General features: G+C 61.3%; 16 protein-coding genes and 8 pseudogenes. 16 read left to right on the top strand and 8 right to left on the bottom strand.

Features of this window, described 5'->3' with window-relative positions:
• Positions 1 to 32: 32 nt before the first annotated feature.
• Positions 33 to 818, top strand: coding sequence for a hypothetical protein (locus tag JFV26_RS14030; protein ID WP_201193224.1), 786 nt, complete (start codon positions 33 to 35; stop codon positions 816 to 818).
• 265 nt (positions 819 to 1083) lie between these two features.
• Positions 1084 to 1647 (top strand): hypothetical protein, encoded by a 564-nt coding sequence (locus JFV26_RS14025; RefSeq protein ID WP_201193222.1) that lies wholly within the window; start codon positions 1084 to 1086, stop codon positions 1645 to 1647.
• Between the two features lie 11 nt (positions 1648 to 1658).
• On the opposite strand, the gene JFV26_RS14020 is transcribed toward JFV26_RS14025, so the two are convergent.
• From JFV26_RS14020 to JFV26_RS14010, 3 genes are all read right to left on the bottom strand, one after another.
• Entirely contained in the window at positions 1659 to 2375 is a 717-nt protein-coding gene (locus tag JFV26_RS14020) for an alpha/beta hydrolase (protein ID WP_201193220.1), read from the bottom strand.
• 167 nt (positions 2376 to 2542) lie between these two features.
• Entirely contained in the window at positions 2543 to 3655 is a 1113-nt protein-coding gene (locus JFV26_RS14015; protein WP_201193218.1) for a succinylglutamate desuccinylase/aspartoacylase family protein, read from the bottom strand.
• Between the two features lie 195 nt (positions 3656 to 3850).
• On the bottom strand, positions 3851 to 4633 hold the full coding sequence (locus tag JFV26_RS14010; protein ID WP_201193216.1) for an ABC transporter substrate-binding protein: 783 nt from the start codon (positions 4631 to 4633) through the stop codon (positions 3851 to 3853).
• Positions 4634 to 4976: 343 nt separating this feature from the next.
• Between JFV26_RS14010 and JFV26_RS14005 the strand changes: the two are divergent.
• A pseudogene (locus tag JFV26_RS14005) lies at positions 4977 to 5608 on the top strand (type 1 glutamine amidotransferase).
• 130 nt (positions 5609 to 5738) lie between these two features.
• Here the strand turns inward: JFV26_RS14005 and JFV26_RS14000 are convergent.
• Positions 5739 to 6172 (bottom strand): annotated as a pseudogene (locus JFV26_RS14000) (rhodanese-like domain-containing protein).
• 100 nt (positions 6173 to 6272) lie between these two features.
• Here JFV26_RS14000 and ftrA point away from each other — a divergent pair.
• On the top strand, positions 6273 to 7247 hold the full coding sequence (ftrA, locus tag JFV26_RS13995; protein ID WP_201193215.1) for a transcriptional regulator FtrA: 975 nt from the start codon (positions 6273 to 6275) through the stop codon (positions 7245 to 7247).
• Between the two features lie 108 nt (positions 7248 to 7355).
• On the opposite strand, the gene cobF is transcribed toward ftrA, so the two are convergent.
• Together cobF and JFV26_RS13985 are read right to left on the bottom strand one after the other, a co-directional pair.
• Complete coding sequence (gene cobF, locus JFV26_RS13990; protein ID WP_201193213.1) at positions 7356 to 8111, bottom strand: precorrin-6A synthase (deacetylating); 756 nt, start codon at positions 8109 to 8111, stop codon at positions 7356 to 7358.
• Positions 8111 to 8683 (bottom strand): histidine phosphatase family protein, encoded by a 573-nt coding sequence (locus JFV26_RS13985; RefSeq protein WP_201193211.1) that lies wholly within the window; start codon positions 8681 to 8683, stop codon positions 8111 to 8113. The genes cobF and JFV26_RS13985 overlap by 1 nt, the downstream gene beginning before the upstream one ends.
• A 342-nt stretch (positions 8684 to 9025) precedes the next feature.
• Between JFV26_RS13985 and JFV26_RS13980 the strand changes: the two genes are divergently transcribed.
• The 8 genes and pseudogenes from JFV26_RS13980 (at position 9026) to JFV26_RS13945 (ending at position 17455) form a co-directional block, all read left to right on the top strand.
• Positions 9026 to 9880, top strand: coding sequence for a MurR/RpiR family transcriptional regulator (locus JFV26_RS13980; protein WP_201193209.1), 855 nt, complete (start codon positions 9026 to 9028; stop codon positions 9878 to 9880).
• 2 nt (positions 9881 to 9882) lie between these two features.
• The gene (locus JFV26_RS13975) at positions 9883 to 10527 is read left to right on the top strand and encodes an isochorismatase family cysteine hydrolase (RefSeq protein WP_201193207.1); all 645 of its coding nucleotides are present in this window, start codon (positions 9883 to 9885) and stop codon (positions 10525 to 10527) included.
• A pseudogene (locus JFV26_RS13970) lies at positions 10524 to 11853 on the top strand (glutamine synthetase). The gene JFV26_RS13975 and the pseudogene JFV26_RS13970 overlap by 4 nt, the downstream one beginning before the upstream one ends.
• Positions 11837 to 12589 (top strand): N-formylglutamate amidohydrolase, encoded by a 753-nt coding sequence (locus JFV26_RS13965; RefSeq protein WP_201193204.1) that lies wholly within the window; start codon positions 11837 to 11839, stop codon positions 12587 to 12589. The pseudogene JFV26_RS13970 and the gene JFV26_RS13965 overlap by 17 nt, the downstream one beginning before the upstream one ends.
• A 77-nt stretch (positions 12590 to 12666) precedes the next feature.
• A complete protein-coding gene (locus JFV26_RS13960) occupies positions 12667 to 14016 on the top strand; it encodes an APC family permease (RefSeq protein WP_201193202.1) in 1350 nt (449 codons plus the stop codon).
• 120 nt (positions 14017 to 14136) lie between these two features.
• Positions 14137 to 15152, top strand: a pseudogene (locus JFV26_RS13955) (arginine N-succinyltransferase).
• Between the two features lie 61 nt (positions 15153 to 15213).
• Positions 15214 to 16247: pseudogene (gene astA / locus JFV26_RS13950) on the top strand (arginine N-succinyltransferase).
• A gap of 338 nt (positions 16248 to 16585) precedes the next feature.
• Positions 16586 to 17455 (top strand): isocitrate lyase/PEP mutase family protein, encoded by an 870-nt coding sequence (locus JFV26_RS13945; protein WP_201193200.1) that lies wholly within the window; start codon positions 16586 to 16588, stop codon positions 17453 to 17455.
• 230 nt (positions 17456 to 17685) lie between these two features.
• Here the strand turns inward: JFV26_RS13945 and JFV26_RS13940 are convergent.
• Positions 17686 to 18926 (bottom strand): annotated as a pseudogene (locus JFV26_RS13940) (M20/M25/M40 family metallo-hydrolase).
• A 287-nt stretch (positions 18927 to 19213) separates the two neighbouring features.
• On the bottom strand, positions 19214 to 20287 hold the full coding sequence (locus JFV26_RS13935; protein ID WP_201193198.1) for a diguanylate cyclase: 1074 nt from the start codon (positions 20285 to 20287) through the stop codon (positions 19214 to 19216).
• A 271-nt stretch (positions 20288 to 20558) separates the two neighbouring features.
• Here JFV26_RS13935 and JFV26_RS13930 point away from each other — a divergent pair, with 271 nt between their 5' ends.
• The 4 genes and pseudogenes from JFV26_RS13930 to glcE all read left to right on the top strand — a co-directional run bounded on the left by JFV26_RS13930 (position 20559) and on the right by glcE (position 25502).
• Positions 20559 to 22013 carry a flavin-containing monooxygenase gene (locus tag JFV26_RS13930; protein ID WP_201193196.1) on the top strand — a complete coding sequence of 485 codons (1455 nt, stop codon included), beginning with the start codon at positions 20559 to 20561 and terminating at the stop codon, positions 22011 to 22013.
• Positions 22014 to 22034: 21 nt separating this feature from the next.
• Positions 22035 to 22961, top strand: coding sequence for an alpha/beta fold hydrolase (locus tag JFV26_RS13925; protein ID WP_201193194.1), 927 nt, complete (start codon positions 22035 to 22037; stop codon positions 22959 to 22961).
• A pseudogene (gene glcD / locus JFV26_RS13920) lies at positions 22958 to 24456 on the top strand (glycolate oxidase subunit GlcD). Before JFV26_RS13925 ends, glcD begins: the two are co-directional and overlap by 4 nt.
• Positions 24456 to 25502 (top strand): annotated as a pseudogene (gene glcE, locus JFV26_RS13915) (glycolate oxidase subunit GlcE). Before glcD ends, glcE begins: the two co-directional pseudogenes overlap by 1 nt.

The raw sequence follows: 25502 nt of genomic DNA, 5'->3' as shown, positions 1-25502 counted from the left end.
GTGGCCGCCTCACACAGGTCGGAGGTGCGTGCGTGCTGATGCTCAAACTGCTGGTGATCCCCGGGTTTCTGCTGCTGATTTCCCTGGCGGGCAAACGTTGGGGGCCGAGCGTGGCCGGTTGGCTGTCGGGATTGCCGGTGGTGGTCGGGCCGATTCTGTTTTTCCTCGCCATTGAGCAAGGTCAAGTGTTTGCCGCCCAGGCTTCGACCGCCGCGCTCTCGGCGATGTTCGCGATGATTGCCTTCTGCGTGACGTACGCCCAAGTCGCCCAACGAGCCGGTTGGCCGTGGGCGCTGGCGATGTCCATGCTGGTGTGGGCCACGGCGGCCATCGTACTGTCGCTGATCCCGCCGTCCCTGACATTCTCGGTCATCGCCGCCGCCACTGCCCTGCTGGCGGCGCCGTACCTGTTTCCGGCGGTACAGCCGATTGTTTCAGGGACAAAGCCCAAGTCCGACAAGCTGCTGCTGCGCATGGTCGCCGGGGCCTTGCTGACGTTGGCCGTCACGTTACTGGCCAGTACCGTGGGCGAACACTGGAGCGGTTTGCTTGCGGTGTTCCCGGTACTGGGCAGTGTGATGGCGGTGTTCTCCCAGCAAACCCGTGGCCCCGCCTTCACTGCTGCGTTGTTGCGCGCCACCGCCACCGGCATGTACTCGTTCGCGGCGTTCTGTCTGGTGCTGGCGCTGACCTTGCCCAGCCTCGGTTTAAGCGCGTTTGCACTGGGCGTGGCGGTGTCTGTGGGCATGCTTGGGGTGACCCGCCGCTTGCTGGCAAAACCGGCGCCGGACCGGCGGAATAGCGCGCTCAAGGGCTGAAGGAACAACGCGTGCTCAAAGTTGAGTTCGATGAAGGAACCCACTGCAATCTGTTTCCCGTAGCAGCTGCCGAGCCCCGGCGAGGCTGCGTTCGGCGGCGAAGCCGTCGCGAAATCAAACGATGCGGTGTGTCAGGTTGACCGTGTGCATAGGGTTTGCGACGGCTTCGCCGCCGAACGCAGCCTCGCAGGGGCTCGGCAGCTGCTACGGGGATGCATTCCGTGGGATGATTGCGCCAAAGCGCGACCATCCCTGGAGAGTTCCGATGTCATTGTTCAGTAAAAAAGCCGTTGTCCTGTTGCTGACGGCGGTTGCCAGCCTGGGGGCCGTGACTGCTTATGCCGCCAAAGCCACCAACGACGCAGCGCCCGCCAAGGTATCGATGCTCGGCGGCAAGTTCACCTTCACCCTGCCCAAGGGCTTCGTTGCCAACCCGCTGCCCTCCGGTGCGACCGGCGCAACGGGCACCATGTACGCCAACGAGGCCACCAAAACCGTGGTGATCGCGGCTGAAAACAACCTGCCACCTGGCGTCACCGTCAAGGACAACGACGGCGAGTTCCTCGACAACACCGCGTCCGAATTCGATGCCGCACAACGCAAGGCGCTGCCGGACTTCAACAAGTTGAGCGAAAAAAGCCTGACCCAGAAAAGCACGGGCCTGGGTTTACGCCAGGTTGACAGTACCTCCACCCAGGGCGGAGGCAAGACCCTTACCTCCACACTGATGGCCGGCTCCGGCAACAGAATGGCGGTGATTCAGATCATCTCTCGCCCGAACGACAAGGCTGGCCACGATACGCTGGTCAACCAGATCACCGGTAAGTAAACCCGCTCGAATCAGGGGTTGAGCCGCAGCAACCAGGCGTTCAAGTCCTGTATTTCGACAGCGCTGATGTTGTGGCCCAAGCCTTCGTAGCCATGGAACTCCGGCTTGAGTGACAGGTGCTGCAACAGGCTGTCGGCGTCAGTGCCGTCGACGTAGGGCAAGCGTTTGTCCACGGTGCCGTGACCGATGAAAATCGCCAGTTTCTGGCGTTTTTCATCCGGCTTCAGCTCTGTTTTGAGCACCGGCAGAATCCGCCCGCTCAACGCGGCAATCCCGCCCACGGCTTCGGGATGACGCAAACCCACCTCGTAAGACATGATCGCGCCCTGGCTGAACCCCACCAGAAACACCTTGTTGGCCTCGGTGTGATATTTCGTCGCCGCCTGGGCGATGAAATCGAGCAATACCTGGCCGCTGGTCTTCAGATCATCGGTCTCACCGTTGTAGGCGCCTTCGCCCTTTTTGCGAAACCACTGATAACTGTCCTCATCCAACGCCACCGGTGCCTGCACCGACAGGTAGTTGTACTGCGCCGGCAGGTCATCCTTGATCCCGAACAGGTCCCGCTCGTTACTGCCATAACCGTGGAGGAAAATCACCAGCGGCTGGTTGTGCGAATCAGGGTTGGCCTGTTCCAGGTACTTGAGCGGCAGATCAGTGTGCAGCGGGGTTTGAGCGTTGACCGTGGCGGACGCCAGGAGCATGAACAGAGCGAGAAACTTCAGCATAAATCTTCCTTCACAGGGCGCAGGATTCGGGGGATACCCTAACATCGCGAGCTTCTTTGGTGTGGCTGAAGCAGCCATCGCGAGCAAGCTTTGCTCCTACAAGTTGTCCGCCCGTAGGAGCAAAGCCTGCTCGCGATGAGGCCCTGACAGGCAGTGATGATGCTGGATCAGTCGTTGGTCAACTTCCCAACCCGAAACGGCTCACGCCCGGCAACCTTTGCCTGCCACGTCCCCGGCTCGGTGTAGCGCCCACGATCGATCGCGAACAACACGCCACTGGTCCCGGCCTTCACGGTCGTGACCCGATCGTTCAACGGATCGACCACTTCAAACAACGCATCGCCCCGCTCCACCCATTCACCGGCCTCGCGCAGGAAGCTGACCACGCCATGGTGCGGGGCGAACAGGTACTCGGTGCCGGCGAACGGCATGCCTTCGCAGCACTCGCTCGGCGCTGCGGGCCAGGTGCCTTTGATGAAGCCTTGCTCGGCGAGGAACCCCAGAATCGCCTCGCCATTGGCCTGGGCCTGATCGACCCGGGTGTCGCCCATGCTGCCCAGCTCCAGCGTTGTCGCCAGGTTCGCCGGTGGAATCGCCGCCTCAGGGAACGCCCGCGCCAAACGCAACCACGGTGTTGAACAGGACTCATCGAACGAGCTGCCGCCCGAGTCTTCGCACAGCAACGCCACGCCCGCCTTCAAGCGCGCCGCCAGGGATTGCCACTGCGGCCAGTGTTGCGGCAAGGCGTAGAGGTGAATCGCCGCGTCGAAGTCGCAATGCAAATCCAGGGTGATGTCGGCATCACAGGCATGGCGCAGCAGCAAGCGGTGCATGGCTTCCAGTTGCGACGCCGGTGCCGGCAGGTCGTCGAGCACCTGGCCCATGGTCTGGCGAATCAGCGCGATGTTGGCTTCGGCATCCTCACCCAACTGAGCACCGATCAACGCGGCCACCGGTGCGCTCAATTCGACGAACGCGCGGTTGAAGTTCTTGCCGCTGCCCAGCTCGAAACGGCCCATGTGGGCGCCTTGCAAATGCTGATCGAGGCCAATCGGGTTGGCCACCGGCACCAATTCGATAACGCCCTGCAACCGGCCCTGGGTTTCAAGTTCGGCCAGACGCTTCTTCAGTTCCCAGGCCGTGCGCATGCCCGGCAGTTCGTCGGCGTGCAGGCTGGCCTGGATGTAAACCTTGCGGGTGCCCGAGCCATAACGAAACACGCTGAGGCTGCGCTCGGTGCCCAGATGACTCCACGGCAGTGGATGGTCGATGCGTTGCATGGGAACTCCTGAAGGCAGGGATCGCGAAATCCCCGTAGGAGCTGCCGAAGGCTGCGATCTTTTGATCTTGATCTTAAAAGATCGCAGCCTTCGGCAGCTCCTACATGTGATGTTTTGTGTTGGGCAGGATAGATCATGAGCCCATAAAAAAAGTGGCCACCGCGTCAACGGTGGCCACTTTTTGATACGGCTGGATTACTCGCCGCCGTACACATCAAAGTTGAAGTACTTGTCCTGCACTTGCTTGTACTTGCCATTGGCGCGGATTGCGGTGATGGCGCTGCTGAATTTGTCTGCCAGCTCCTTGTCACCCTTGCGCACGGCGATACCGGCACCGCCACCGAAGTACTTGGCGTCTTCATAGGTCGGGCCGACGAACGCGAAACCTTTACCGGCGTCGGTTTTCAGGAAACCGTCGTCCAGGTTGACCGAGTCAGCCAGCATCGCGTCGAGGCGGCCGGAGACCATGTCCAGGTTGGCTTCCTGCTGGGAGCCGTAACGCACCAGGACAATCCCGGCCGGTTGCAGCACTTCAGTGGCGAAGCGGTCGTGGGTACTGGCGCGCAGCACACCGACTTTCTTGCCCTTGAGTTCAGTCAGCGGGTCTTTCACGTCGGTGCCGGCCTTCATCACGAAGCGCGCCGGGGTGTGGTAGTACTTGATGGTGAAGTCGACGTTTTTCTTGCGGTCGTCAGTGATGGTCATGGACGACAGGATCGCGTCGACTTTCTTCACTTTCAGGGCCGGGATCAGGCCGGCGAACTCTTGCTCGACCCACACGCACTTCACTTTCATCTGCTCGCACAGCGCGTCGCCGATGTCCACGTCGAAACCGGTGAGTTTGCCGTCAGGGGTTTTCATCGAGAATGGCGGGTAACCGGCTTCGATACCGATGCGGATCGGCTTGGCGTCTTCGGCCACGGCGGTCAGGGACAACATCGACAGTGCCAAGGCACCGAACATCACTAGCTTCTTCATTTATAACTCCTGTGTGCGGAGGCTTTTATTGGCAGCTTTCGATTGGCAATTTCGGTGTGTGAAAACCGAAGTGGCCGGCAGTTTATTGCGGCTTTGTGCGGGCAAATTGTCTATAAGCGACAAATACTTATAGAAAAATGGTCAGTGGATTGCGTTATTGAAAAGCGTGCGCCACGGCGGTGCAAAGACTGTAGGACAAGTCCCGATTTCAGATAAAACCTACAAGATTTGGGTACTGATCCGACTGAATAGTCGCAAAGAAAACCGCCGCCGAGTGTCACTGGCGATGATGGATGTTTTACGGCACATTGAACGTCACCTGCCCCCACCCAAGAGAACTGTGATGCCCGAGTTGAACCTGATCCAGCACCACCCTGCCGAAGGTCCCGGTGCGATTGCCGAGTGGGCGGCGCTGCGCGGGATCACGCTGAACATCTTGCGCGCCGACCTCGGGCAGTTGCCGCCCGTGAGTGCCGGGCCGGTGGTGCTGTTGGGCGGACCCTACGAATCCAATTCCGGGCCTGAGTGGCTGGAGAACGAACGGCAATGGCTGGCGGCAACTCTGGATCAAGGCGCGGCGGTGTTTGCGATTTGCCTCGGGGCGCAGTTGTTGGCCTTGAGCCTGGGCGGGAAGGTGCGGCGCATGGCCGACATGGAAACAGGCTGGACGAACGTGACCTTCGCCAATGGTGAAACGTTGAAGGTGCTGGAATGGCACGAAGACGCAATCGATTTGCCCCCCGGCGCGCAGTTACTGGCCAGCAGTGAGGCGTGTGCGCAGCAGATGTATCGGGTCGGGTCGACCCGGTGGGCTTGCAGTTTCACCCGGAGTGGGATGCCGAGTCGGTGGTCTTGCTCAATGCGCACTTTGGCGATGAGTCGCCGTTGTCACGGGGCCAGGACGACAGTGCGGCGCATGCGGCGGTGTTTGAGTGGTTGCGGGGGGCGCTGGATCAGTGGTGGGCTGGAGTTTGAAGAAGCAAGATCAAAAGATTGCAGGCTACGCCAGCTCCTACAGGTTCGGCGTTCGCCGCAATGTGGCGGATGAACACGATCCCCTGTAGGAGCTGTCGAGTGAAACGAGGCTGCGATCTTTCCAGCTACCTCAACATTCGCAACCGACCACCGCGCTGGCCGGCCGCGCCACCTCAACACTCAACTCAAACCCCTCATCCAGCCACCCCGTCACCCCGCCGATCATCTCTTTGACCGGGTAACCCAGCGCCGCCAGTTTCACCGCGGCCTTGTTGGCGCCGTTGCAGTGGGGCCCGGCGCAATACACCACAAACAGCGTGTTTTTCGGATAAACCGCCAAACCATCAGCCTTCATCAAGCGCCCCGGAATATTGATCGCCCCCGGCACATGCCCGCGTTCAAAGGCTAACGGGCGCGAGTGTCCACCAGCACAAAATCCACCTCGCAGGCCTGTTGGCTGCCATAGACGTCGGAACAGTCGGTTTCAAAGGTCAGGCGATTGCTGAAATGCATCAGGGCAATGGCAGACGGGGCTGCAGGAATCTCGCGAACAAGGCTGGTCATGGCTGTACTCCAAAGTCTGTGTGGGTGCAGGCCGACTTTATCTGCCGGCCACTTGCCGCTAAAGTGGCGCACAAGACACTCACCGGGAACTTTCCGCCAAATGCAGCCCAACCCTGGATTAGTCGCGATTCTGGCCTACGACGGCCTCTGTACCTTCGAGTTCGGCATTGCCGTGGAGATCTTCGGCCTGGCCCGGCCGGAGTTCGACTTCCCTTGGTATGAGCATCAGATCGTCGCCGTGGATGAAGGCCCGATGCGTGCCATGGGTGGCATTCAGGTGCTGGCGGACGGTGGCATGCAACTGCTGGAACGCGCCCGGACCATCATCGTGCCCGGTTGGCGCGATCGTCAGGCGCCGGTGCCCGAAGCACTGCTCGGCGCGCTCCGCCAGGCCCATGCCCGAGGCGCGCGATTGTTGTCAATCTGCTCCGGGGTGTTCGTGCTGGCGGCCACTGGCCTGCTGGACGGTCACCGCGCCACCACCCATTGGCGCTACACCACGGAACTGGCCGAGCGCTTCCCGAACATTCAAGTCGACCCGGACGTGCTGTATGTCGATTCGGGCCAGTTGATCACCTCGGCCGGCAGCGCGGCCGGTATCGACGCCTGCCTGCACCTGGTGGCCCGGGACTTTGGCACTCAGGTGGCCAACTCGGTGGCACGGCGACTGGTGATGTCGCCACAGCGCACCGGCGGTCAGGCGCAGTTTATTCCTGCACCGGTCAGCCCGACGCCGCGCAGCGATTTGTCACGTGTCATGCAGTGGGCACGGGAACGGTTGCACGAACCGCTGGAAGTGCGCGACCTCGCCAGTGAGGCGGCGATGAGTGAACGCACCTTCCTGCGCCGGTTCACCGAAGCCAGCGGCCAGTCGCCGAAGACCTGGTTGCAGCATCAACGCCTGGCCCGGGCCCGGGAGCTGCTGGAGAGCACCCGCCAGAACACCGAGCAGATTGCCGAGCAGTGCGGGTATCGTTCGGTGGAGAGTTTCCGGGTGGCGTTTCGCAGCGTGGTCGGGGTGCCACCGTCGGTGTATCGGGAGCGGTTTGGGCGAGGCGAACACGCTATTTTTTGAGGTGTTCTCCCAGGCCCCTTCGCGGGCAAGCCTCGCGCCTACAGATTAGCGGTGATCCCGTCGGAGCGAGGCTTGCCCGCGAAGGCGTCAGCCCAGACACCGCCAATTTCAAGGCTTGCGCAACAAATAGGTATCCATAATCCACCCATTCGCCAACCGCGCCGCCTTGCGCACCCGCTCAATCTCCTGCGCCACATCCTTGAGCTTGCCGCTGATAAGAATTTCATCCGGCGTGCCCAAGTAGGCCCCCCAGTAAATCTCCGTCTCCTGATCCGCCACCTGATGGTAGGAATCTTCGGCATCAAGCATCACTACCAGGCTATCCGCATCACTCACCTGCCCTGCCGCCAGCCGCCGGCCGGTGGTGATTTCAATCGAGCGGCCGATGCGATTCAACGGCACCTTATGCTGCGCCGCCAACGCCTGGACGCTGGTGATGCCGGGAATCACCTCGAACTCGAATTCGCAGGTCCCCGAGGCCAGAATCGCCTGCAAGATGCGCACGGTGCTGTCGTACAACGCCGGGTCGCCCCACACCAGGAAACCGGCGCACTGGCCGTCAGTCATTTCCTCGTTGATCAGCCGTAGGAAGGTGTTCTGCTTGGCCAGGTTCAGATCCTCGACACTGGCCTTGTAGTCCACGTCGCCACGCTCGCGTTCCGGGCTGTGGGCTTCGACGAAGCGGTAGTCGCGATCGGTGATGTAGCGTTCGCAGATGTCACGCCGCAGGTCGATCAGTTTGTCTTTGCTCTGGCCCTTGTCCATGAGGAAAAACACGTCCGCCCGGTTCAGCGCCTTCACCGCCTGCATCGTGATGTAGTCCGGGTTGCCGGCGCCAATGCCGATCACCAGCAAAGTTTTCATCAAAACGCTCCTTCAGCCTCAGTGCTCATCAAGCGTAGCCGCCAGCGTCCGGTAAACCGCAACTCGATGGCCGACAACGGCTCAACGTCGATCAGGTTAAACGCGTCGCTCTGCAGCACATGCGTCAGCGCAGCGCGAACCACATATGGGTGGGTGATCGCGACGATGTGGCCCGGTGTCGCCTCCAACGTTGCCAGCCACGCCGCCACTCGCTCACCGAGTTGCACCACCGATTCGCCGCCGTGGGGCGCGGAATGCGGGTCTTCCAGCCATGCCACGAGCGCATCGGGTTCGGTTTTTTGCAGATCCGTGATTCGCAAACCTTGCCAGCGGCCGAAATCGCAGTCCCTCAAGGCCTCGACCACTTGCGCATCACTGCCAAACAGTTCGGCGGTCTGGCGGGTCCGGGCTTCGGGACCACACAGCAGGCGCGGCGCGACCTTGGAAGATCCACGACGGGAACACTTCGCCGATTGCCAAACCATTTCCACGGGCTCATCCGTAGGAAAACGCGCCAGTTTCTGTGCGACAGTTCGCGCGTGGCAAATCAAGGTCAAACGGGTCACCTGCACGGAAAATCACCCTGTTGTTGAAAATGTGAAGCGTCAAAGCGCCGCAAACAATCGGCCAATTGTGCCGTAAGACGGGCCGTTGAGGGCGTTTCATTTGGCTCAATGGCATCGGGCAGGCACGCTATTTCAATCATGAAAAACGGTAATATCCGACACCACAATGGGCAATATCCTACAAGCCCTGGCGACATCCACGTAGGCCCCATGGCACGGGGGTTTCGTCCCGTTTTGAGGCCTGGCACCGGTGTGTAAAAATTCACTAGACATGTAGTATGAGTTACATAAATACTGTTTTAGCGAATTGTGAAATGAAACCGACACACCCATCCAGCAGGAGCCCGGATGCCCCCTCTTAGAGACCTGATCACCGATCCCGGCCTGGACCTCACGCCGTCGGAACGCAAAGTCATCCGCGCCTTGCTGGACCAGTACCCGCGTAACGGACTGGGCCCGATGTCGCGTTTGGCCGAGCATGCCGGTGTCAGCGATCCGACCATTGTGCGACTGGTCAAAAAACTTGGCTTTAGCGGTTACGCCGAGTTCCAGGAGGCGTTGCTCAGCGACATGGACCACCGCTTGCGCTCCCCAAGTACCCTGTTGCAACCCCGCGCCCACCTGCAAAAAGACGATCCGTGGAGCCATTATCTGGCGGAAAGTCATCGTTCCCTGGTGGAAACCCAGGACCTGACGCAACCCGAAGACGTGCGAATCCTGGTGGAATGGCTACTCGACGCTCGCCATCAGGTGCATTGCTTCGGCGGGCGTTTCAGCAGTTTCCTTGCCCACTATCTGCTCAATCATTTGCGCCTGCTGCGCCCCGGCTGCTTTGCCCTGGAAGACAACGCCCAGTTGCCCGACCGACTGTTCGACGTGCAGCGCCAGGACGTGGTGCTGGTGTTCGACTATCGCCGCTACCAGTCCCAGGCCCTGCGGGTGGCCAGTGCGGCGAAAAATCGCCATGCACGGGTGGTGCTGTTCACCGACATCTACACCTCGCCGCTGCGGGAAATGGCCGATTTGATCATCAGCTCGCCGGTGGAGTCGGTCTCGGCGTTTGACAGCCTGGTCCCGGCGCTGGCGCAGGTTGAAGCACTGATTGCTTGCCTGACCTTGCGCAGCCCCGATCTGGCCGATCGCCTGGAAGGCATCGATGCCCTGCGTTCTGACTTCGACACCCATCTACTGGAGGAAAAATAAGGATGTTTACGCTCCCCCACCGCTCGCCGCGCGACCTGCCTTTTGTCACCGACCACACCGCGCTGTTGCTGGTCGACATGCAACGGGCCTGGCTCGAACCGCAGTTCGACCCGCACCTCAACGACCCCGACGCCGAATATTTCCTGACCCGCACCCACATGCAGGTAGTGCCCAATCAACGGCGCTTGCTCAGTGCTTTTCGCAGCGCCCGGCAGAACGTCCTGCACACCCTGATCGAAAGCCTCACCGCCGATGGCCGCGACCGTTCCCTGGACCACAAACTCTCGGACATGCACCTGCCCAAAGGATGCCCGCAGGCGCGCATCATCGACGACCTGACCCCGGTAGAAAACGAAGTCGTGCTGCCGAAGACCTCCTCGGGGGTCTTCAATTCCACCAACATCGACTACGTGCTGCGCAACCTCGAGACGCGGCATCTGGTGATCGCCGGCATCGTCACCGACCAGTGCGTCGACATGGCGGTGCGGGACGCCGCCGACCGTGGCTACCTGGTGACGCTGGTGGAAGATGCCTGCGCCACCTACACCCCGGACCGGCATCAGGCCTGCATCAATGCAATCAAGGGTTATTGCTGGATCACCGACACGCAAACCGTGCTCGGCCGCCTGCAGGAGATGCAGCCATGAACGCGCGCCTGCTGCCCGTCCCGATGACCACGATTGTCACCACCGACCTGATCGGCGTCACCCGCGGTCGCTCCTTTCCCACCGATGAGCTGGACCACTACAAAGCCGCCGGTATCGGTTGGGTACCCGCCAACAGCGCGCTGACCCCGCAAGACGTCATCGCCTCGAGCAGTCCGTGGGGGCTTACGGTGACTTGCGGTTGATTCCGGACATGAGCAGCCGGGTGACGGTCAACAATGGCCCGGACGCTAATGCCCCGGCCCTGGACTTCATCCACGGCGACCTCTGCGAAACCGATGGCCGGCCTTGGGCCACGTGCCCGCGCACCCTGCTGCGCAACGAGGTGGAACGTTATCGGGCCGAGTTGGGTGTGCAGGTCAACGCCGCGTTCGAACACGAGTTCAACCTGGGCAGCGGCGATGCCGATTGTCGGGCGTTCTCCCTTGAAGCCCAGCGCCAGGGCGCCGAATTCGGCGGCTGGTTGCTCAGCGCTTTGCGCGCGGGTGGCGTCGAGCCGGAGATGTTCCTGCCGGAGTACGGCAAGCATCAATACGAAATTACCTGCCGCCCGGCACTCGGTGTCGCCGCAGCCGACCGTGCGGTGAACGTGCGCGAAATCACCCGGAAATCGCCCGGCAAATGGGCATGGACCTGAGCTTCGCGCCCAAGACCACCGAACAGGCGATGTGCAACGGCGTGCATTTGCACATCAGCCTGCAAGACTTGGCCGGGCAACCGCTGCTGTACGACGCCGGCACCAGCAACGGCCTGTCGACCCTCGGCCAGCACTGGGCCGCCGGGATCCTGCATTACTTGCCGGCACTCTGCGCCATCACCGCGCCGACGCCCGTGTCCTACAAGCGCTTGCTGCCCCATCACTGGAGCGCTTCCTATGCCTGCCTCGGCCAGCGCAATCGCGAAGCGGCGCTGCGGATCTGCCCGACGGTGAGCCTGGGCAGCAAATCCGTGGCGGCGCAGTACAACCTCGAATTTCGTGCCATGGACGCCACCGCATCGCCGCACCTGGCCATGGCCACACTGCTGATCGCCGGACGCCTGGGCATCGAACAACGCCTGGCGCTGAACGCAATCACCGATGAAATCCCCGATGCCCTGAATGAAGAACAACGCCAGGCCCGGGGCATTGTTGCCCTACCCGCTTCACTGCCCCAGGCCCTGGACTGCCTGCGCAACAGCGAGGCGCTGACCGAAGCGTTGCCCAAGGCACTGCTCGACTCTTATTTCGCCCTGAAAACCGAGGAACTGACGCTGACGGAACAGCTCTCGCCCGCCGACCTTTGTGAGCACTATGCCCGTCTGTACTGACTCCGCTGAACCCGGGCTCTACACCGAGCCCCCGTACACCCTGATCCGGGAAGCCTCCGAGCACCCGCTGATTCTGGTGTGCGAACACGCCAGCCGTTTTATCCCGCCGGCGTTGAATGACCTGGGGTTGAGCTTTGAAGCCGCCCGTGAGCACATCGCCTGGGACATCGGCGCTCTGGCGCTTGCCACGCACTTGTCCGAAACCCTCGGCGTGACGCTGCTGGCCGCCAACTACTCACGGCTGTTGATTGACCTGAATCGACCACGCCATGCCCCGGACAGCATTCCGGCTCAGAGCGAGATTTATCCGGTGCCGGGCAACCAGCAACTGAGTGAAGCCACCCGGGAATACCGCCGGGAAACGTTGTTCAAGCCGTTTCACACGCGTTTGCAAAGCCTGATCGACGAGCGCGTGGCACAGGGACGCACGGTGCGTGTGGTGGGGATTCACAGTTTCACCCCGATTTATTACGGTCAGCCCCGGTTGCTGGAAGCCGGCGTGTTGTTTGGCGAGGCCCGGGATTACGCCCAACGGGTGATCGACGGGTTGAGCCGGCATTCGAAGAAAGTGGCCGGCAATCAGCCGTACAAGATTGACCCGCAGGGGGACATGACCGTGCCGGTGCACGGTGATGCCCGTGGGCTGGAATCGGTATTGATCGAGGTGCGCAACGATCTGCTGCGCACGCCCGAGGCCATTGAACGCTGGAGCGGATACCTCGCCCCCTTGCTGTAGGAAAAAAGTAAACGTTGTGCGCTGTAGCGCAATAAAAACTAAAAGCTGCCCAATGGAATGACCAGGAGAGACGCTTCATGGAAATAGAAGAATTCGGCTACAAGCAGGAGTTGAAACGTAGCCTGACGCTGACGGATCTGGTGGTGTACGGGATGATCTTCATGATCCCCATCGCCCCGTTCGGTGTGTATGGCTACGTCAATGCCGAGGCGCCGGGGATGGTACCGTTGGCCTACATTATCGGCATGGTGGCGATGCTGTTCACCGCCCTGAGCTACGGCAGCATGGCCCGGGCTTTTCCGATTGCCGGCTCGGTGTATTCCTACGCACAACGGGGCTTGAATCAACATGTCGGCTTTATTGCCGGCTGGTTGATGCTGCTTGATTACCTGCTGATCCCGCCACTGCTGTACGTCTACGCGGCGATGGCGCTGAATCACTTGTACCCGGACATTCCGAAAGTCGGTTTCATCCTGGCGTTCCTGGTCAGCGCGACGTTTGTGAACCTGCGGGGCATCACCTTCACCGCACGGATGAACATCGTCTTTCTGCTCGCGCAACTGGTGGTGCTGGGGATCTTCCTGTTCTACGCCTGGAATGCCCTGCACAACGGCGGCGGTCACGGTGAGCTGACGCTGGCGCCGCTGTACAACCCCGAAACATTCAACTTCGCCCTGCTGATGCAAGCGGTGTCGATTGCAGTGCTGTCGTTCCTTGGCTTCGATGCGATTTCCACCCTCGCCGAAGAGATCAAAGAGGACCCGGGCCGCAGTGTTGGCAAGGCTGCACTGATTACCCTGGTGGTGATGGGCGTGATCTTCGTGGTGCAGACCTGGATCGCCACCGACCTGGCTGCCGGCATGGGCTTCAAGTCCGCCGACACCGCGTTTTATGAAATCGCTGAAATTGCCGCGGGCAGCTGGCTGGCGACCCTCACCGGCGTGGCCACGGCATTGGCCTGGGGCGTGGCGGTGGCCATTACCTCGCAAGCAGCGGTGTCGCGGCTGCTATTTGGCATGGCGCGGGACGGCAAACTGCCGAAAGTGCTGGCCAAGGTCCATCCAAAATACAACACGCCCTACATCAGCATTTACCTGGTGGCCGTGTTGTCGCTGGTGATCTGCTACCTGTTCATCAACGCGGTGGACACCCTCACCTCCCTGGTGAACTTCGGTGCGTTGAGCGGCTTCATGCTGCTGCACCTGACCGTGATCAATTACTACTGGCGCCGGCAGAAGTCCGGCCAGGTGATCCGTCACCTGCTCTGCCCGGTGGTCGGCTTCATCATCGTCGCAGCCATCATGTACAACATGGGCGTCGATGCACAAAAACTCGGTTTGATCTGGATCGCCCTGGGTGTGGTCTATTTGTTCTTCCTGAACAAGCTGGGGACCAGCACGTCGCTGCCGGACCCGAGCAACGTCTGACAATAAAAAGGGCGGCGTCTGACAACAAATCAGGCGACCGCTGCTTTAACGCGTGGACACCGACAGTGATAGTCAGGTTCGACGGCAAACCGCCGAACCCTTTGATACAGGAGTACATCCATGCTGGTCTTACGCCCGGTCGAGTTAACCGACCTGCCCCAGTTGCAACAACTGGCCCGCGACAGCCTGGTGGGCGTCACGTCCCTGCCGGACGACAGCGAACGCCTGCGCGAGAAAATTCTCGACTCCTGCGCCTCGTTCGACAAAGACGTGCAAGGCAACGGCCCGGAGAACTACTTTTTCGTCCTCGAAGACCTGGCCAGCCAGCGTCTGACCGGCTGCTCGGAAATCCTCGCCACCGCCGGTTTCAGCGAGCCGTTCTACAGCCTGCGCAACCGCCACTTCACCAGCACCTCCGGGAGCTGAACATCGAGCACGGCGTGCCGGCGCTGTCGTTGTGCCACGACCTCAGCGGCCACACCTTGCTGCGCGGCTTTCACATTGACGCCGCACTGGTGCGCACGCCCTTTTCCGAGCTGCTGTCACGGGCCCGGCTGCAGTTTATCGCGGCTCACCCAGCGCGTTTTTCCGAAGCGGTGATCACCGAAATCGTCGGGTACAGCGACGATCAGGGCCAGTCGCCGTTCTGGGATGCCCTGGGCAAACACTTTTTTGACCTGCCTTACGTCGAGGCCGAGCGGCTCTGTGGCCTGGAGAGCCGGACCTTCCTCGCCGAACTGATGCCGCAATACCCGATCTACGTGCCGATGCTGCCTGAAGCAGCGCAAGCGTGCATTGGCCGGATTCACCCCGACGGCCAGGAAGCGTTCGACATCCTGGAGCGCGAAGGCTTTGAAACCAACAGCTACATCGACCTGTTCGACGGTGGCCCGACGCTTTATGCGCGTACCGCGAACATTCGCTCTATTGCCCACAGCCACACCGGCACCGCGCAGCCCGTCGAGACCATCGACGCCCGGGGCAGTTACCTGGTGAGCAACGAGTCGCTCAAGGATTACCGGGCCCTCATCACCGAACTGGACTACACCGCCGGACAGCCGGTGGGCTTGAGCGCCGACCTGTGCGCCGCCCTGAACGTCACCGACGGCAGCCCGATCCGGCTGATCGCCCTGTGAGGATCACCTGGCCCCGTGCCCAACGACAGCGCCCGAGCACGCGCGCCAAAGGAGCTGCATCATGATTGTCCGTCCGGTTCACATCACCGACCTGCCCGCCTTGCTGACGCTGGTGCAACAGGCCGGCCCGGGTTCACCACCCTGCCGGCGAACGAAGATCGCCTGGCCCACCGTGTGCGCTGGTCCCAACGGACCTTCGCCGAACAGGTCGAACGTGCCGACGCCGATTACCTGTTTGTGCTGGAGGACGACGATCAGCGCGTGGTCGGGGTCAGTGCCGTGACGGGGGCTGTCGGCATGCGCGAGCCCTGGTACAACTACCGGGTCGGGCTGACAGTCAGTTCGGCGCCGGACCTGGGCATCCAGCGACAGATTCCGACCTTGTTCCTGAACAACGAAATGACCGGCCAATCGCAACTCTGCTCGCTGTTCCTGCGCCCCGATCAGCGCTACGGCAACAACGGGCGGTTGCTGTCGCTGGGACGGCTGCTGTTCGTCGCCGAGTTCCCGCAACTGTTTGGCGACAAGCTCATCGCCGAACTGCGCGGCAGTGCCGATGAACAGGGCTGTTCACCGTTCTGGGACAGTCTGGGCCGGCACTTTTTCAAGATGGATTTCAGCCACGCCGATCATCTGTCGGGGCTGGGCAACAAGTCGTTCATCGCCGAACTGATGCCACGCCAACCGCTGTACACCTGCCTGCTCACCGAACAGGCTCAGGCAGTCATCGGCAAGGCGCACCCGAACACGCAAACGGCGCTGAAGATCCTCAATGCCGAGGGTTTTGCCCACAAGGACTACATCGACATCTTTGACGGCGGGCCGGTGATTGAAGCCCAAGTGTCGAAAATCCGCACCGTGCGCGACAGCCAGCCGCTGGTGCTGGGCATTGGCACCCCGGACGAACAGGCCCCGGCGTGGCTGATCCACAACCAACGCATGGAAAACTGCCGCATCACCACCGCCAAGGCGCGGCTGGTGGGCAACAGCCTGATCGTCGACCGCCTGACCGCCAAGCGTTTGCAGTTGCAACCGGGGAATTCGGTGCGGGCGGTGCCGTTGTTGAATCAGGCGCAGCAGGCGGTGGCCGCTTGAGGGTTGAAACCGACCTCCTCTGTAGCAGTTGGCGAAGCCTGCGTTCGGACGAAGTAGCTGCCAAAACCGCCATCCAAGACTTCATGACAACCCTACATCGTGTTTTCCCGATCATTGGTGCACACCGGATTGCGAGCGCTGCACACTCGAACGCAGCCTTCGGCAGCTGCTACAAGGTGAACGGCGTCCGAATAGCGAAGACTGCAATCTTTTGACCCGGCGTCCTTCCCCGACAAATTCGTCATCCTCCTGACCCCGCCCGCGTGATAGCCTTTTGTTCCTTCGGCGTTGACACTTTTGCTCAAGCCCTTCCATTCCAATGCAGTGGTGGAACTTATATGTCCAGGCTTTCTCATCAAGATTTGCGCCGTAACTTTCGCCAATTGCTGGCCTCTGACACCTGTTACCACACCGCCTCGGTGTTCGACCCGATGTCGGCGCGTATCGCCGCAGACCTGGGTTTTGAAGTCGGGATTCTCGGTGGTTCGGTCGCCTCGTTGCAGGTACTGGGCGCCCCGGATTTCGCCCTGATCACCCTCAGCGAATTCGCTGAACAGGCCACCCGCATTGGCCGCGTGGCCCAACTGCCGGTCATCGCCGACGCCGACCACGGCTACGGCAACGCCCTGAACGTGATGCGCACCATCGTCGAACTCGAACGCGCCGGCATCGCCGCCTTGACCATCGAAGACACCCTGTTGCCGGCCCAATTCGGCCGCAAATCCACCGATTTGATCGGCGTTGCTGAAGGTGTCGGCAAGATTCGCGCAGCGCTGGAAGCCCGGGTCGACAAGGAAATGGCGATCATCGCCCGCACCAATGCGGGGATCCTGCCGATCCAGGAAATCATTAGCCGCACCCGGCAATACCAGAACGCCGGGGCCGACGGGATTTGCATGGTCGGCGTCCAGGACTTCGACCAACTGGAAAAAATCGCCGAGCACCTGAGCGTGCCGCTGATGCTGGTCACCTACGGTAACCCGGCGCTGCGCGACGACAAACGCCTGGCGGAACTGGGCGTGCGGGTCACCATCGACGGCCATGGCGCGTACTTTGCGGCGATCAAGGCAACATACGACAGCTTGCGTGAACAGCGGCAGATCTTTACCCAGGCCTCGGATTTGAGCGCGACCGAGCTGACGCATACCTATACGCAGCCTGAGGATTACATCCGCTGGGCGGAAGAGTTTATGCGCGTCAAGGAGTGATGGTTCCGCGGGTATGACGTTGTGAGCTGACAGGACACCTTCGCGAGCAGGCTCGCTCCCACAGTGGATCGTTGTTGAACACACATCTCGTGATCAACACAGGACAAATGTGGGAGCGAGCCTGCTCGCAGATACCGGCCGAAACACCGCTAAACCACAGCTGTAAACCTCTGTGACGAGGGGCTGCCCCTCGCCACAGGGACCTGCGTCCACTTGGGGAATGCAGTGGCTTACTGCTTGGCCAACTCCATAATCATCCGCGACAACAGATAAATCCGCGGCGTTACGCTCTCGACCTCTGCGTATTCCTCTGGTGTATGAATACCGCCGCCGACAATCCCGAACCCATCCAGCGTCGGCGTCCCGACACCGGCCGAGAGGCTGGCATCCGCCGCCCCGCCACTGCCTTCTTCGGTCAACTTGCGGCCAATCTCCCCGTAAATCCCCTGGGCCATGGCCATCAGGCGATCCGACTCTTTCGTCTGCGGCATCGGCGGCAAGCCGCGCTGCAGTGTGGTGGTAACTTCGGTATCCGCGATCAATTTGTTCTGGGAGACCCGTGCCAGGTCCTTCTCGATCCGGTCAAATTCCTCCGGTACCGCCGCGCGCACGTCGGCCTTGGCGGTGGCTTGGTCCGGGATCACGTTGGTGCGGTCGCCGGCCTTGATCACGGTGAAGTTGATGGTGGTTTTTTATCTTCGTCACCCAGTTTGCCCAGTTGCAAAATCTGGTGCGCCGCTTCCATCGCGGCATTACGGCCCTGCTCCGGCGCGACGCCGGCATGGGCGGCCTTGCCCTTCACTTCGACCACCGCCGTGGCGCTGCCTTTGCGCCACACCACCAGGCCATCGGCCGCGCGACCCGGTTCGAGGTTGAGGGTCACGTCGTGGGCCCTGGCGGTTTTCTTGATCAGGTCGGTGGCGACCTCAGAGCCGGTTTCTTCGCTGGCATCGAGCAAAAAGGTGATCTGGGCGTAGTCCTTGAAATCGAGGTTTTTCAGGACTTTGAGCGCATAGATTCCGGCAACGATGCCGCCCTTGTCATCCATCACGCCCGGCCCGTAGGCGCGACCGTCCTTGATGTGGAACGGACGTTCGGCGGCCGAGCCTTCCTTGAACACAGTGTCCATGTGCGCCATCAACAGGATTTTTGCCTTGCCGGTGCCTTTGAGCGTGGCGATCACATGGCTGCTTTTATCCGGGGTGTTCGGCACCAGTTCGATGCTGAAGCCGAGTTTTTTCAGCTCCTCGACCGCAATCTCGCGGACCTGGGTCAAGCCAGGTTCATAGCCGGAGCCTGAGTCGATGTTGACCAGTTTCTCCAGCAGCTTCAGGGCATCAGCCTTGTATTGCTCGGAGTCGGCAAGGACTTGCTTGTGGGGTTCGGCGAAGGCTGCGGGGGCGAAAGCACCCAGAGCGAGGGTCAGGGCGAGGCTGGTGGCCAGTGGGGAGCGAGAGCGTTTGAACGTCATGAATCAATCCTTGTTTCGTGTCGGGGGTGAAAAACACCCTACCTGACTGCAGCGCAAGGCTCTATACCGGATGCGACACTGAGCGTTCGGCTTTGGACCGAGGTTCGGCTATCGCGAGCAGGCTCGCTCCCACAAGGAACTGAGTGCTACACAGATTTTGTGTTCAGCCCCGGTCAAATGTGGGAGCGGGCTTGCTCGCGAAGGGGCCCTGATATCCAGCATTGATGTCGACTGACACACCGCTTTCGCGAGCAAGCCCGCTCCCACAGGGATTTGCTGTGAATCAGTCAAACCGAATCCAGCATCTCACGACGGGGCTTGCCGTCACTGCAGCAGATAACGCGGTTGCGCCCGGTGGTCTTGGCTTCATAAAGCGCCTCGTCGGCGTCGTTGAGCCACAGTGTCGCGTCGGTGTGCGTCGGGTTGAAGGCGGCCAGGCCAATGCTCAGGCTGACGGTCAGCGCCGGGTTTTGCTCATAGCCCAACGTCGCAAAGCGATCGCGCAACGCATCCATCGCGGCGGCGGCGCTGTTGAGCGGCAAGTCCGGGAGGATCACGCAGAATTCATCGCCACCGTAACGCCCGGCAACATCCGCTGCCCGCAGGTTTTGCTTGAGCATTTTGCTCAACTGCCGCAGGACAATGTCCCCGGCGACGTGGCCGTAGGTGTCGTTGATGGTTTTGAAGTGGTCGATGTCGATCAGCGCAATCGCCCCGCCCTGGTTCTGTCGCTGACAACGCCGGAGTTCGACTTCCAGTTGATCCTTCCAGGCGCCGTGGTTCAACAAACCGGTGAGGCTGTCAGTGCGGCTCAGGGCCAGCAGTTCACGTTTTTGCAGGCCCAGGACATGGGCCTGGCGAAAGCAGATCCAGCCGAGAGCCAGAGGGTACAGGCACATCAATGGCAAGCAGGCATACAGCTGCAATGGACTGGTTTGCGGGATGAACGCGGGGGTGAAAATCAAAAATCCGGCGCCGATCCCGAGGATTTGCGCCACGCTGCCGGCCAACAGAAAACGCAAGCCGCCGATGGCCACGTTGTTCATCGCCATCATGGAAATGGTGGTCGCGCTGGGCAATGGATTGAACTGCATGGCCGCGACCCAGAAGCCGCCGAGAAAGGCGTCCACCAGCAGATTACGGTGTTCGGCGTGGTAAGGAGTGGTGGCGCGGCGGGCCCATTGGTAAGCCAGATGCGGCCAGAGGATGGCATTGAGCAGCATCATCCCCCAAACCCAGGGCGCCGGGTCGAGCGGGTACATCGCCGCACTGACGCACAACAACCCGAGGGCCAAACCCAGGGTTCGCGATGTATAGAGCCTCCTGGCCAGTGAAAGTCCCTTTCCTCCCGTTTTTGCCATAGAGGCCTCTGCCACCTGACGAAATCTGATTACACCGGGGGTTGCGGGTGTGAAAGGAGTCTATCAGGGCAACCTCAAATAGCCATCACCGACTGGCGGTGAATAGCCTGCTATCTGTGTAGGAGCAAAGCTTGCTCGCGAAGAACGATAACTCGGTCTATCAAGGTATACCGCGTCATCGTTCTTCGCGGGCAAGCCTTGCTCCTGCAACAGCGAAAGATTGGCTATACATGATGGGAGGATTTGATAAACAACGGCAAAGAGGAGGCCCATGCAGACCTTTGAAGTGTTGATCATCGGCAGCGGTTTTGGCGGCCAATGCGCGGCGATCAATTTGCTCAAGGCCGGGATCAGCGATTTTCGCCTGCTGGAACGGCGAGACTTTTTCGGCGGCACCTGGTGCCAGAACACCTACCCCGGTGCGGCCGTCGACGTGCCCTCGCCGCTGTATTCGCTGTCCTTTGCGCCGTACCAGTGGACGCAGATGTTTGCCGAACAGGCCGAACTGCAGCGCTATACCCAGTACGTGGTGGAGCACTTCGGCTTGCGCGACAAAGTGGAGCTGGAAGCCAATGTCGAGGGCATCGAATGGGACGAAGCTGGCAAACGCTGGGCGGTGCACACCGCCAGCAAAGGCACGTTCTACGCGCAGTTCCTGATCAATGCCACCGGTCCGCTGAGCCAGCCGGTAGTCCCACGCGTCGAAGGCCGAGAACGCTTTGAGGGCAAAACCTTTCACACCAACAACTGGGATCATTCCTACGACTACAGCGGTAAACGGGTCGCCATCGTCGGCAGCGGCGCCAGTGCGGCCCAGGTGATCCCGGCGATTGCCAAGGACGTCGGACACCTGCACGTGTTCCAGCGCTCGGCCCATTGGGTGCTGCCCCGCGCCGACCGAACGTTCGGCACATTTCAGCGTTGGTTGCTGGGGCTGAAACCGGCCTACAAGCTGCTGCGCTGGATGATCTACTGGCAATTCGAAACCCGGGTGATCGCCTTCAAATATTCCAACCCGGCGATTCGTCTGGTTCAACAACATGCCCTGCGCTTCCTTGAACGCCAGGTGCCTGACCCCGAATTACGCCGCAAGTTGACCCCGGATTTCACCATCGGCTGCAAGCGGGTGGTGGTTTCCAGCACCCTGTACCCGGCGCTGGGTCGGCCGAACGTGACGCTGCACAGCCGCGAACAAGGCATCGCGTCCCTCGACGAAACCGGCATCAACACGTTGGACGGCCAGCACATCGACGTCGATCTCATCGTCTGGTCCACCGGCTACGACGCCACCGACGGGGTCATTTCCTACCCGGTCACCGGCAGGAACGGCAGGCAACTGAAGGACGTTTGGGCCCAGTACCCACGGGCCTATCTGGGCACCAGCCTGCCGGACTTTCCCAACCTGTTTATCGTCATCGGCCCCAACACCGGCATTGGCCACACTTCGGCGCTGTTCATCATCGAATCCCAGATGAATTACATCCTCGGTTGCATCCAAACACTAAAAGAACGGGGTCTGCGCAGCATTGAAGTGCGCCCCGAAGCAGAACGTACCTACACTGAAATGATCCACCGGGAAATGGAACGCACGGTGTGGAAGTCCGGGGGCTGCCACAGTTGGTATCAAAGCAGGAGCGGTCATGTGATCGCCATGTTTCCGGGGTTCAGTTTCAGCTATCACCGCTTGACCCGGGCGTTGAAACCCGCCGACCACATACTGTCCTGATCACGTAGAAGGAAATGCCTGATGCTTGTGCTGGTTGTCGCAATCGCGGTTTTCGTGGCCTGGAGCTGGTTGAGCTACCCGGCCATCGGCCACTGGCTGTATGACTTGAGCATGGCGCTGGAGGCCAAGCTGTATCGGCTGCACAAAATCGTCGTGCCGATCAGCGAGATGACCGTCTCGACCTGGCAAGGCGGGCCGTATGAAGCCACCAGCGGGATACTGATGCTGCACGGCTACAGCGCCGACAAAAACCTCTGGCTGCGCTTTGCCCGGCATTTTGTCGGTGACTACCGGGTGATCATCCCCGACCTCGCCGGCCATGGTGAAACCGGCTTCAAGGCCGGTGGCGGCTACGACATCGCCCTGCAGGCCAAGCGGATGATCCAGTTGCTGGACGTGTGCGGCGTCGAGAAGGTGCACGTGATCGGCAACTCGATGGGCGGCTACATCGCGGCATGGCTGGCCGCCACCTACCCCGAACGGATTATCTCGGTGGCGCTGATCGACCCCGCGGGCGTCAGCGCCCCGGAAGTCAGCGACCTGGAGCGTCAACTGTCCAAGGGCCACAACCCGTTTCTGATTCACACCAAGGAAGAATTCCAGCAGTTCTACGCCATGACCATGGCCAACCCGCCCTGGGTGCCCGGCGTGGTGCTGGACGCCGTCGCCCAGCGCTATGAACAACGTCGCGACGAGTTGGCCGAAATCTTCCAGGACTTTCGCGCCAGCCCGCCGATGGAGCCGAAACTCGCCGACATCAAATGCCCGGCACTGCTGCTGTGGGGGCGCAAGGATCGGTTGATCGATGTCAGCAGCGTGGCGGTGTGGAGCAAGGGCATTGCCAATTTGCGGGTGGACATCTGGGAAGGGATTGGCCATATGCCGATGGTCGAGCAACCGACCAGGGCAGCGCGGTTGTATCGGGATTTTCTGGGACCGCGACAGTGAACATCCTGTACGACGAGCGCATCGACGGCGTTCTGCCAAACGTGGACAAGGCCGCCCTGCTCAACCGGCTGCACCAGCAAGTCCCCGACCTCGACCTGCTCTGGCGCGAAGAAGAACTCAAGCCCTACGAATGCGACGGCCTCTCGGCCTACCGCACCATGCCAATGCTGGTGGCCCTGCCCCGGCGCCTGGAACAAGTGCAAAAGCTGCTCGAAATCTGTCACGCCGAGCAAGTGCCGGTAGTAGCCAGAGGCGCCGGCACCGGGCTGTCCGGCGGTGCCTTGCCGCTGGAAAAAGGCGTGTTGCTGGTGATGGCGCGCTTCAACAACATCCTGCACATCGACCCCGCCGCCCGCACCGCAAGGGTCCAGCCCGGTGTGCGGAACCTCGCGATCTCCCAGGCTGCCGCGCCGTTCGGTTTGTATTACGCGCCCGACCCGTCCTCACAAATCGCCTGTTCCATCGGTGGCAACGTCGCGGAAAACGCTGGCGGCGTGCATTGCCTCAAGTACGGCCTGACCGTGCACAACTTGCTGAAACTGGAAGTGCTCACCGTCGAAGGCGAACGCCTGACATTGGGCTCTGAAGCCCTCGATTCACCGGGTTTCGACCTGCTGGCGCTGTTCACCGGTTCTGAAGGTTTACTGGGGATTGTCACCGAAGTCACGGTCAAACTGCTGCCCAAAGCCCAGGTCGCCAAGGTTTTGCTGGCCAGTTTCGATTCAGTGGAAAAGGCCGGCCGCGCCGTGGCCGAGATCATCGCCGCCGGGATCATCCCCGCAGGCCTGGAGATGATGGACAACCTGGCGATTCGCGCTGCCGAGGATTTCATCCACGCCGGCTACCCGGTGGACGCCGAGGCGATTTTGCTGTGCGAACTGGACGGCGTCGAAGCCGACGTCCACGACGACTGCCGGCGGGTGCGCGACGTCATGCAACAGGCCGGCGCCAGCGAAGTGCGCCAGGCCCGGACGAAGCCGAACGCGTGCGCTTCTGGGCCGGACGCAAAAATGCCTTCCCGGCCATCGGTCGCCTGTCGCCGGATTACTACTGCATGGACGGCACCATCCCCCGCCGCGAACTGCCCGGCGTACTGGAAGGCATCGCGCGCCTCGCCGCCGAATACGGCTTGCGGGTCGCCAACGTATTCCACGCCGGCGACGGCAACATGCATCCGCTGATCCTGTTCGACGCCAACCAGCCCGGCGAACTGGCCCGGGCTGAAGCATTGGGCGGGCAGATCCTCGAGTTGTGCGTGAAGGTCGGCGGCAGCATCACCGGCGAACACGGCGTCGGCCGGGAGAAAATCAATCAAATGTGCGCGCAGTTCAACAGCGACGAACTGACCCTGTTTCACGCGGTGAAAGCCGCGTTCGACCCGCAAGGCCTGCTCAACCCCGGCAAGAACATCCCGACCCTGCACCGCTGTGCCGAATTCGGCGCGATGCACATTCACGCCGGGCAACTGCCGTTCCCCGAACTGGAGCGCTTTTGATGCTCGAATTCGATGCCAGCGAGGCGTTGCTGGCGCAGGTCAATCAGGCCCGGAGAACGCCACGCCGCTGCGGATCCAGGGCAGCAACAGCAAGGCATTTCTCGGCCGCGAGGTGGCCGGGGAAGTGCTCGACACCCGCGCCCATCGCGGCATTGTCAGCTACGACCCGACGGAACTGGTGGTCAGTGTTCGCGCCGGCACGCCGCTGAGTGAACTGTTGGCTGCGCTCGACGCCGCCGGGCAAATGTTGCCCTGCGAGCCGCCGTCATTCGGCGAAGGCGCGACGGTTGGCGGGATGATCGCGGCGGGATTGTCCGGGCCACGGCGACCGTGGTCGGGTTCGGTGCGCGATTTTGTCCTCGGCACGCGAGTGATCACCAGCCTCGGTAAACACCTGCGCTTCGGCGGTGAAGTAATGAAAAACGTCGCCGGGTATGACGTGTCGCGCTTGCTGGTGGGCAGTTACGGCTGCCTTGGCGTGCTGACGGAAATCTCGCTCAAAGTGCTGCCAAAGCCCCGGCAATGCTTGAGCATCAGCCTGGAAATCGACAGCGCCCGCGCCCTGGTCAAACTCGCCGAATGGGGCCAGCAACCGTTGCCGATCAGCGCCGCGAGTCACGACGGTCAGCGTTTGTATCTGCGGCTTGAGGGGGCGAAGGTTCGGTGACGGCGGCCCATCAACGACTCGGCGGCGAGCCGCTGGACGCTTGTTATTGGGCTGAATTGAACGAGCAACGGTTAGCCTTTTTTGATGAAGGCCTGCCGCTGTGGCGACTGTCCCTGCCCAACAACCTTGGGCCTTTGTCGCTGCCCGGCGAGCAACTGATCGACTGGGCCGGCGCACAACGCTGGTTGAAATCCGAGGCCCGCGACATCCAGTCGCTGGCCCAGGAACTGAGCGGCCATGCCACCTGTTTCAGTCACGGCGCCAGTGAAACGCCGTTCCAGCCGCTGGCCCCGGCGCTGCTGCGCTACCACCGGCAACTCAAGGCGCAACTGGACCCGCAAGGGTTGTTCAACCGGGCCGGATGTACGCGGAGCTCTAG

The organism is Pseudomonas sp. TH31 (assembly GCF_016650815.1).
In the GTDB taxonomy this organism is placed as follows: Bacteria; Pseudomonadota; Gammaproteobacteria; order Pseudomonadales; family Pseudomonadaceae; genus Aquipseudomonas.
This window is presented reverse-complemented; position numbering and strand designations above follow the sequence as displayed.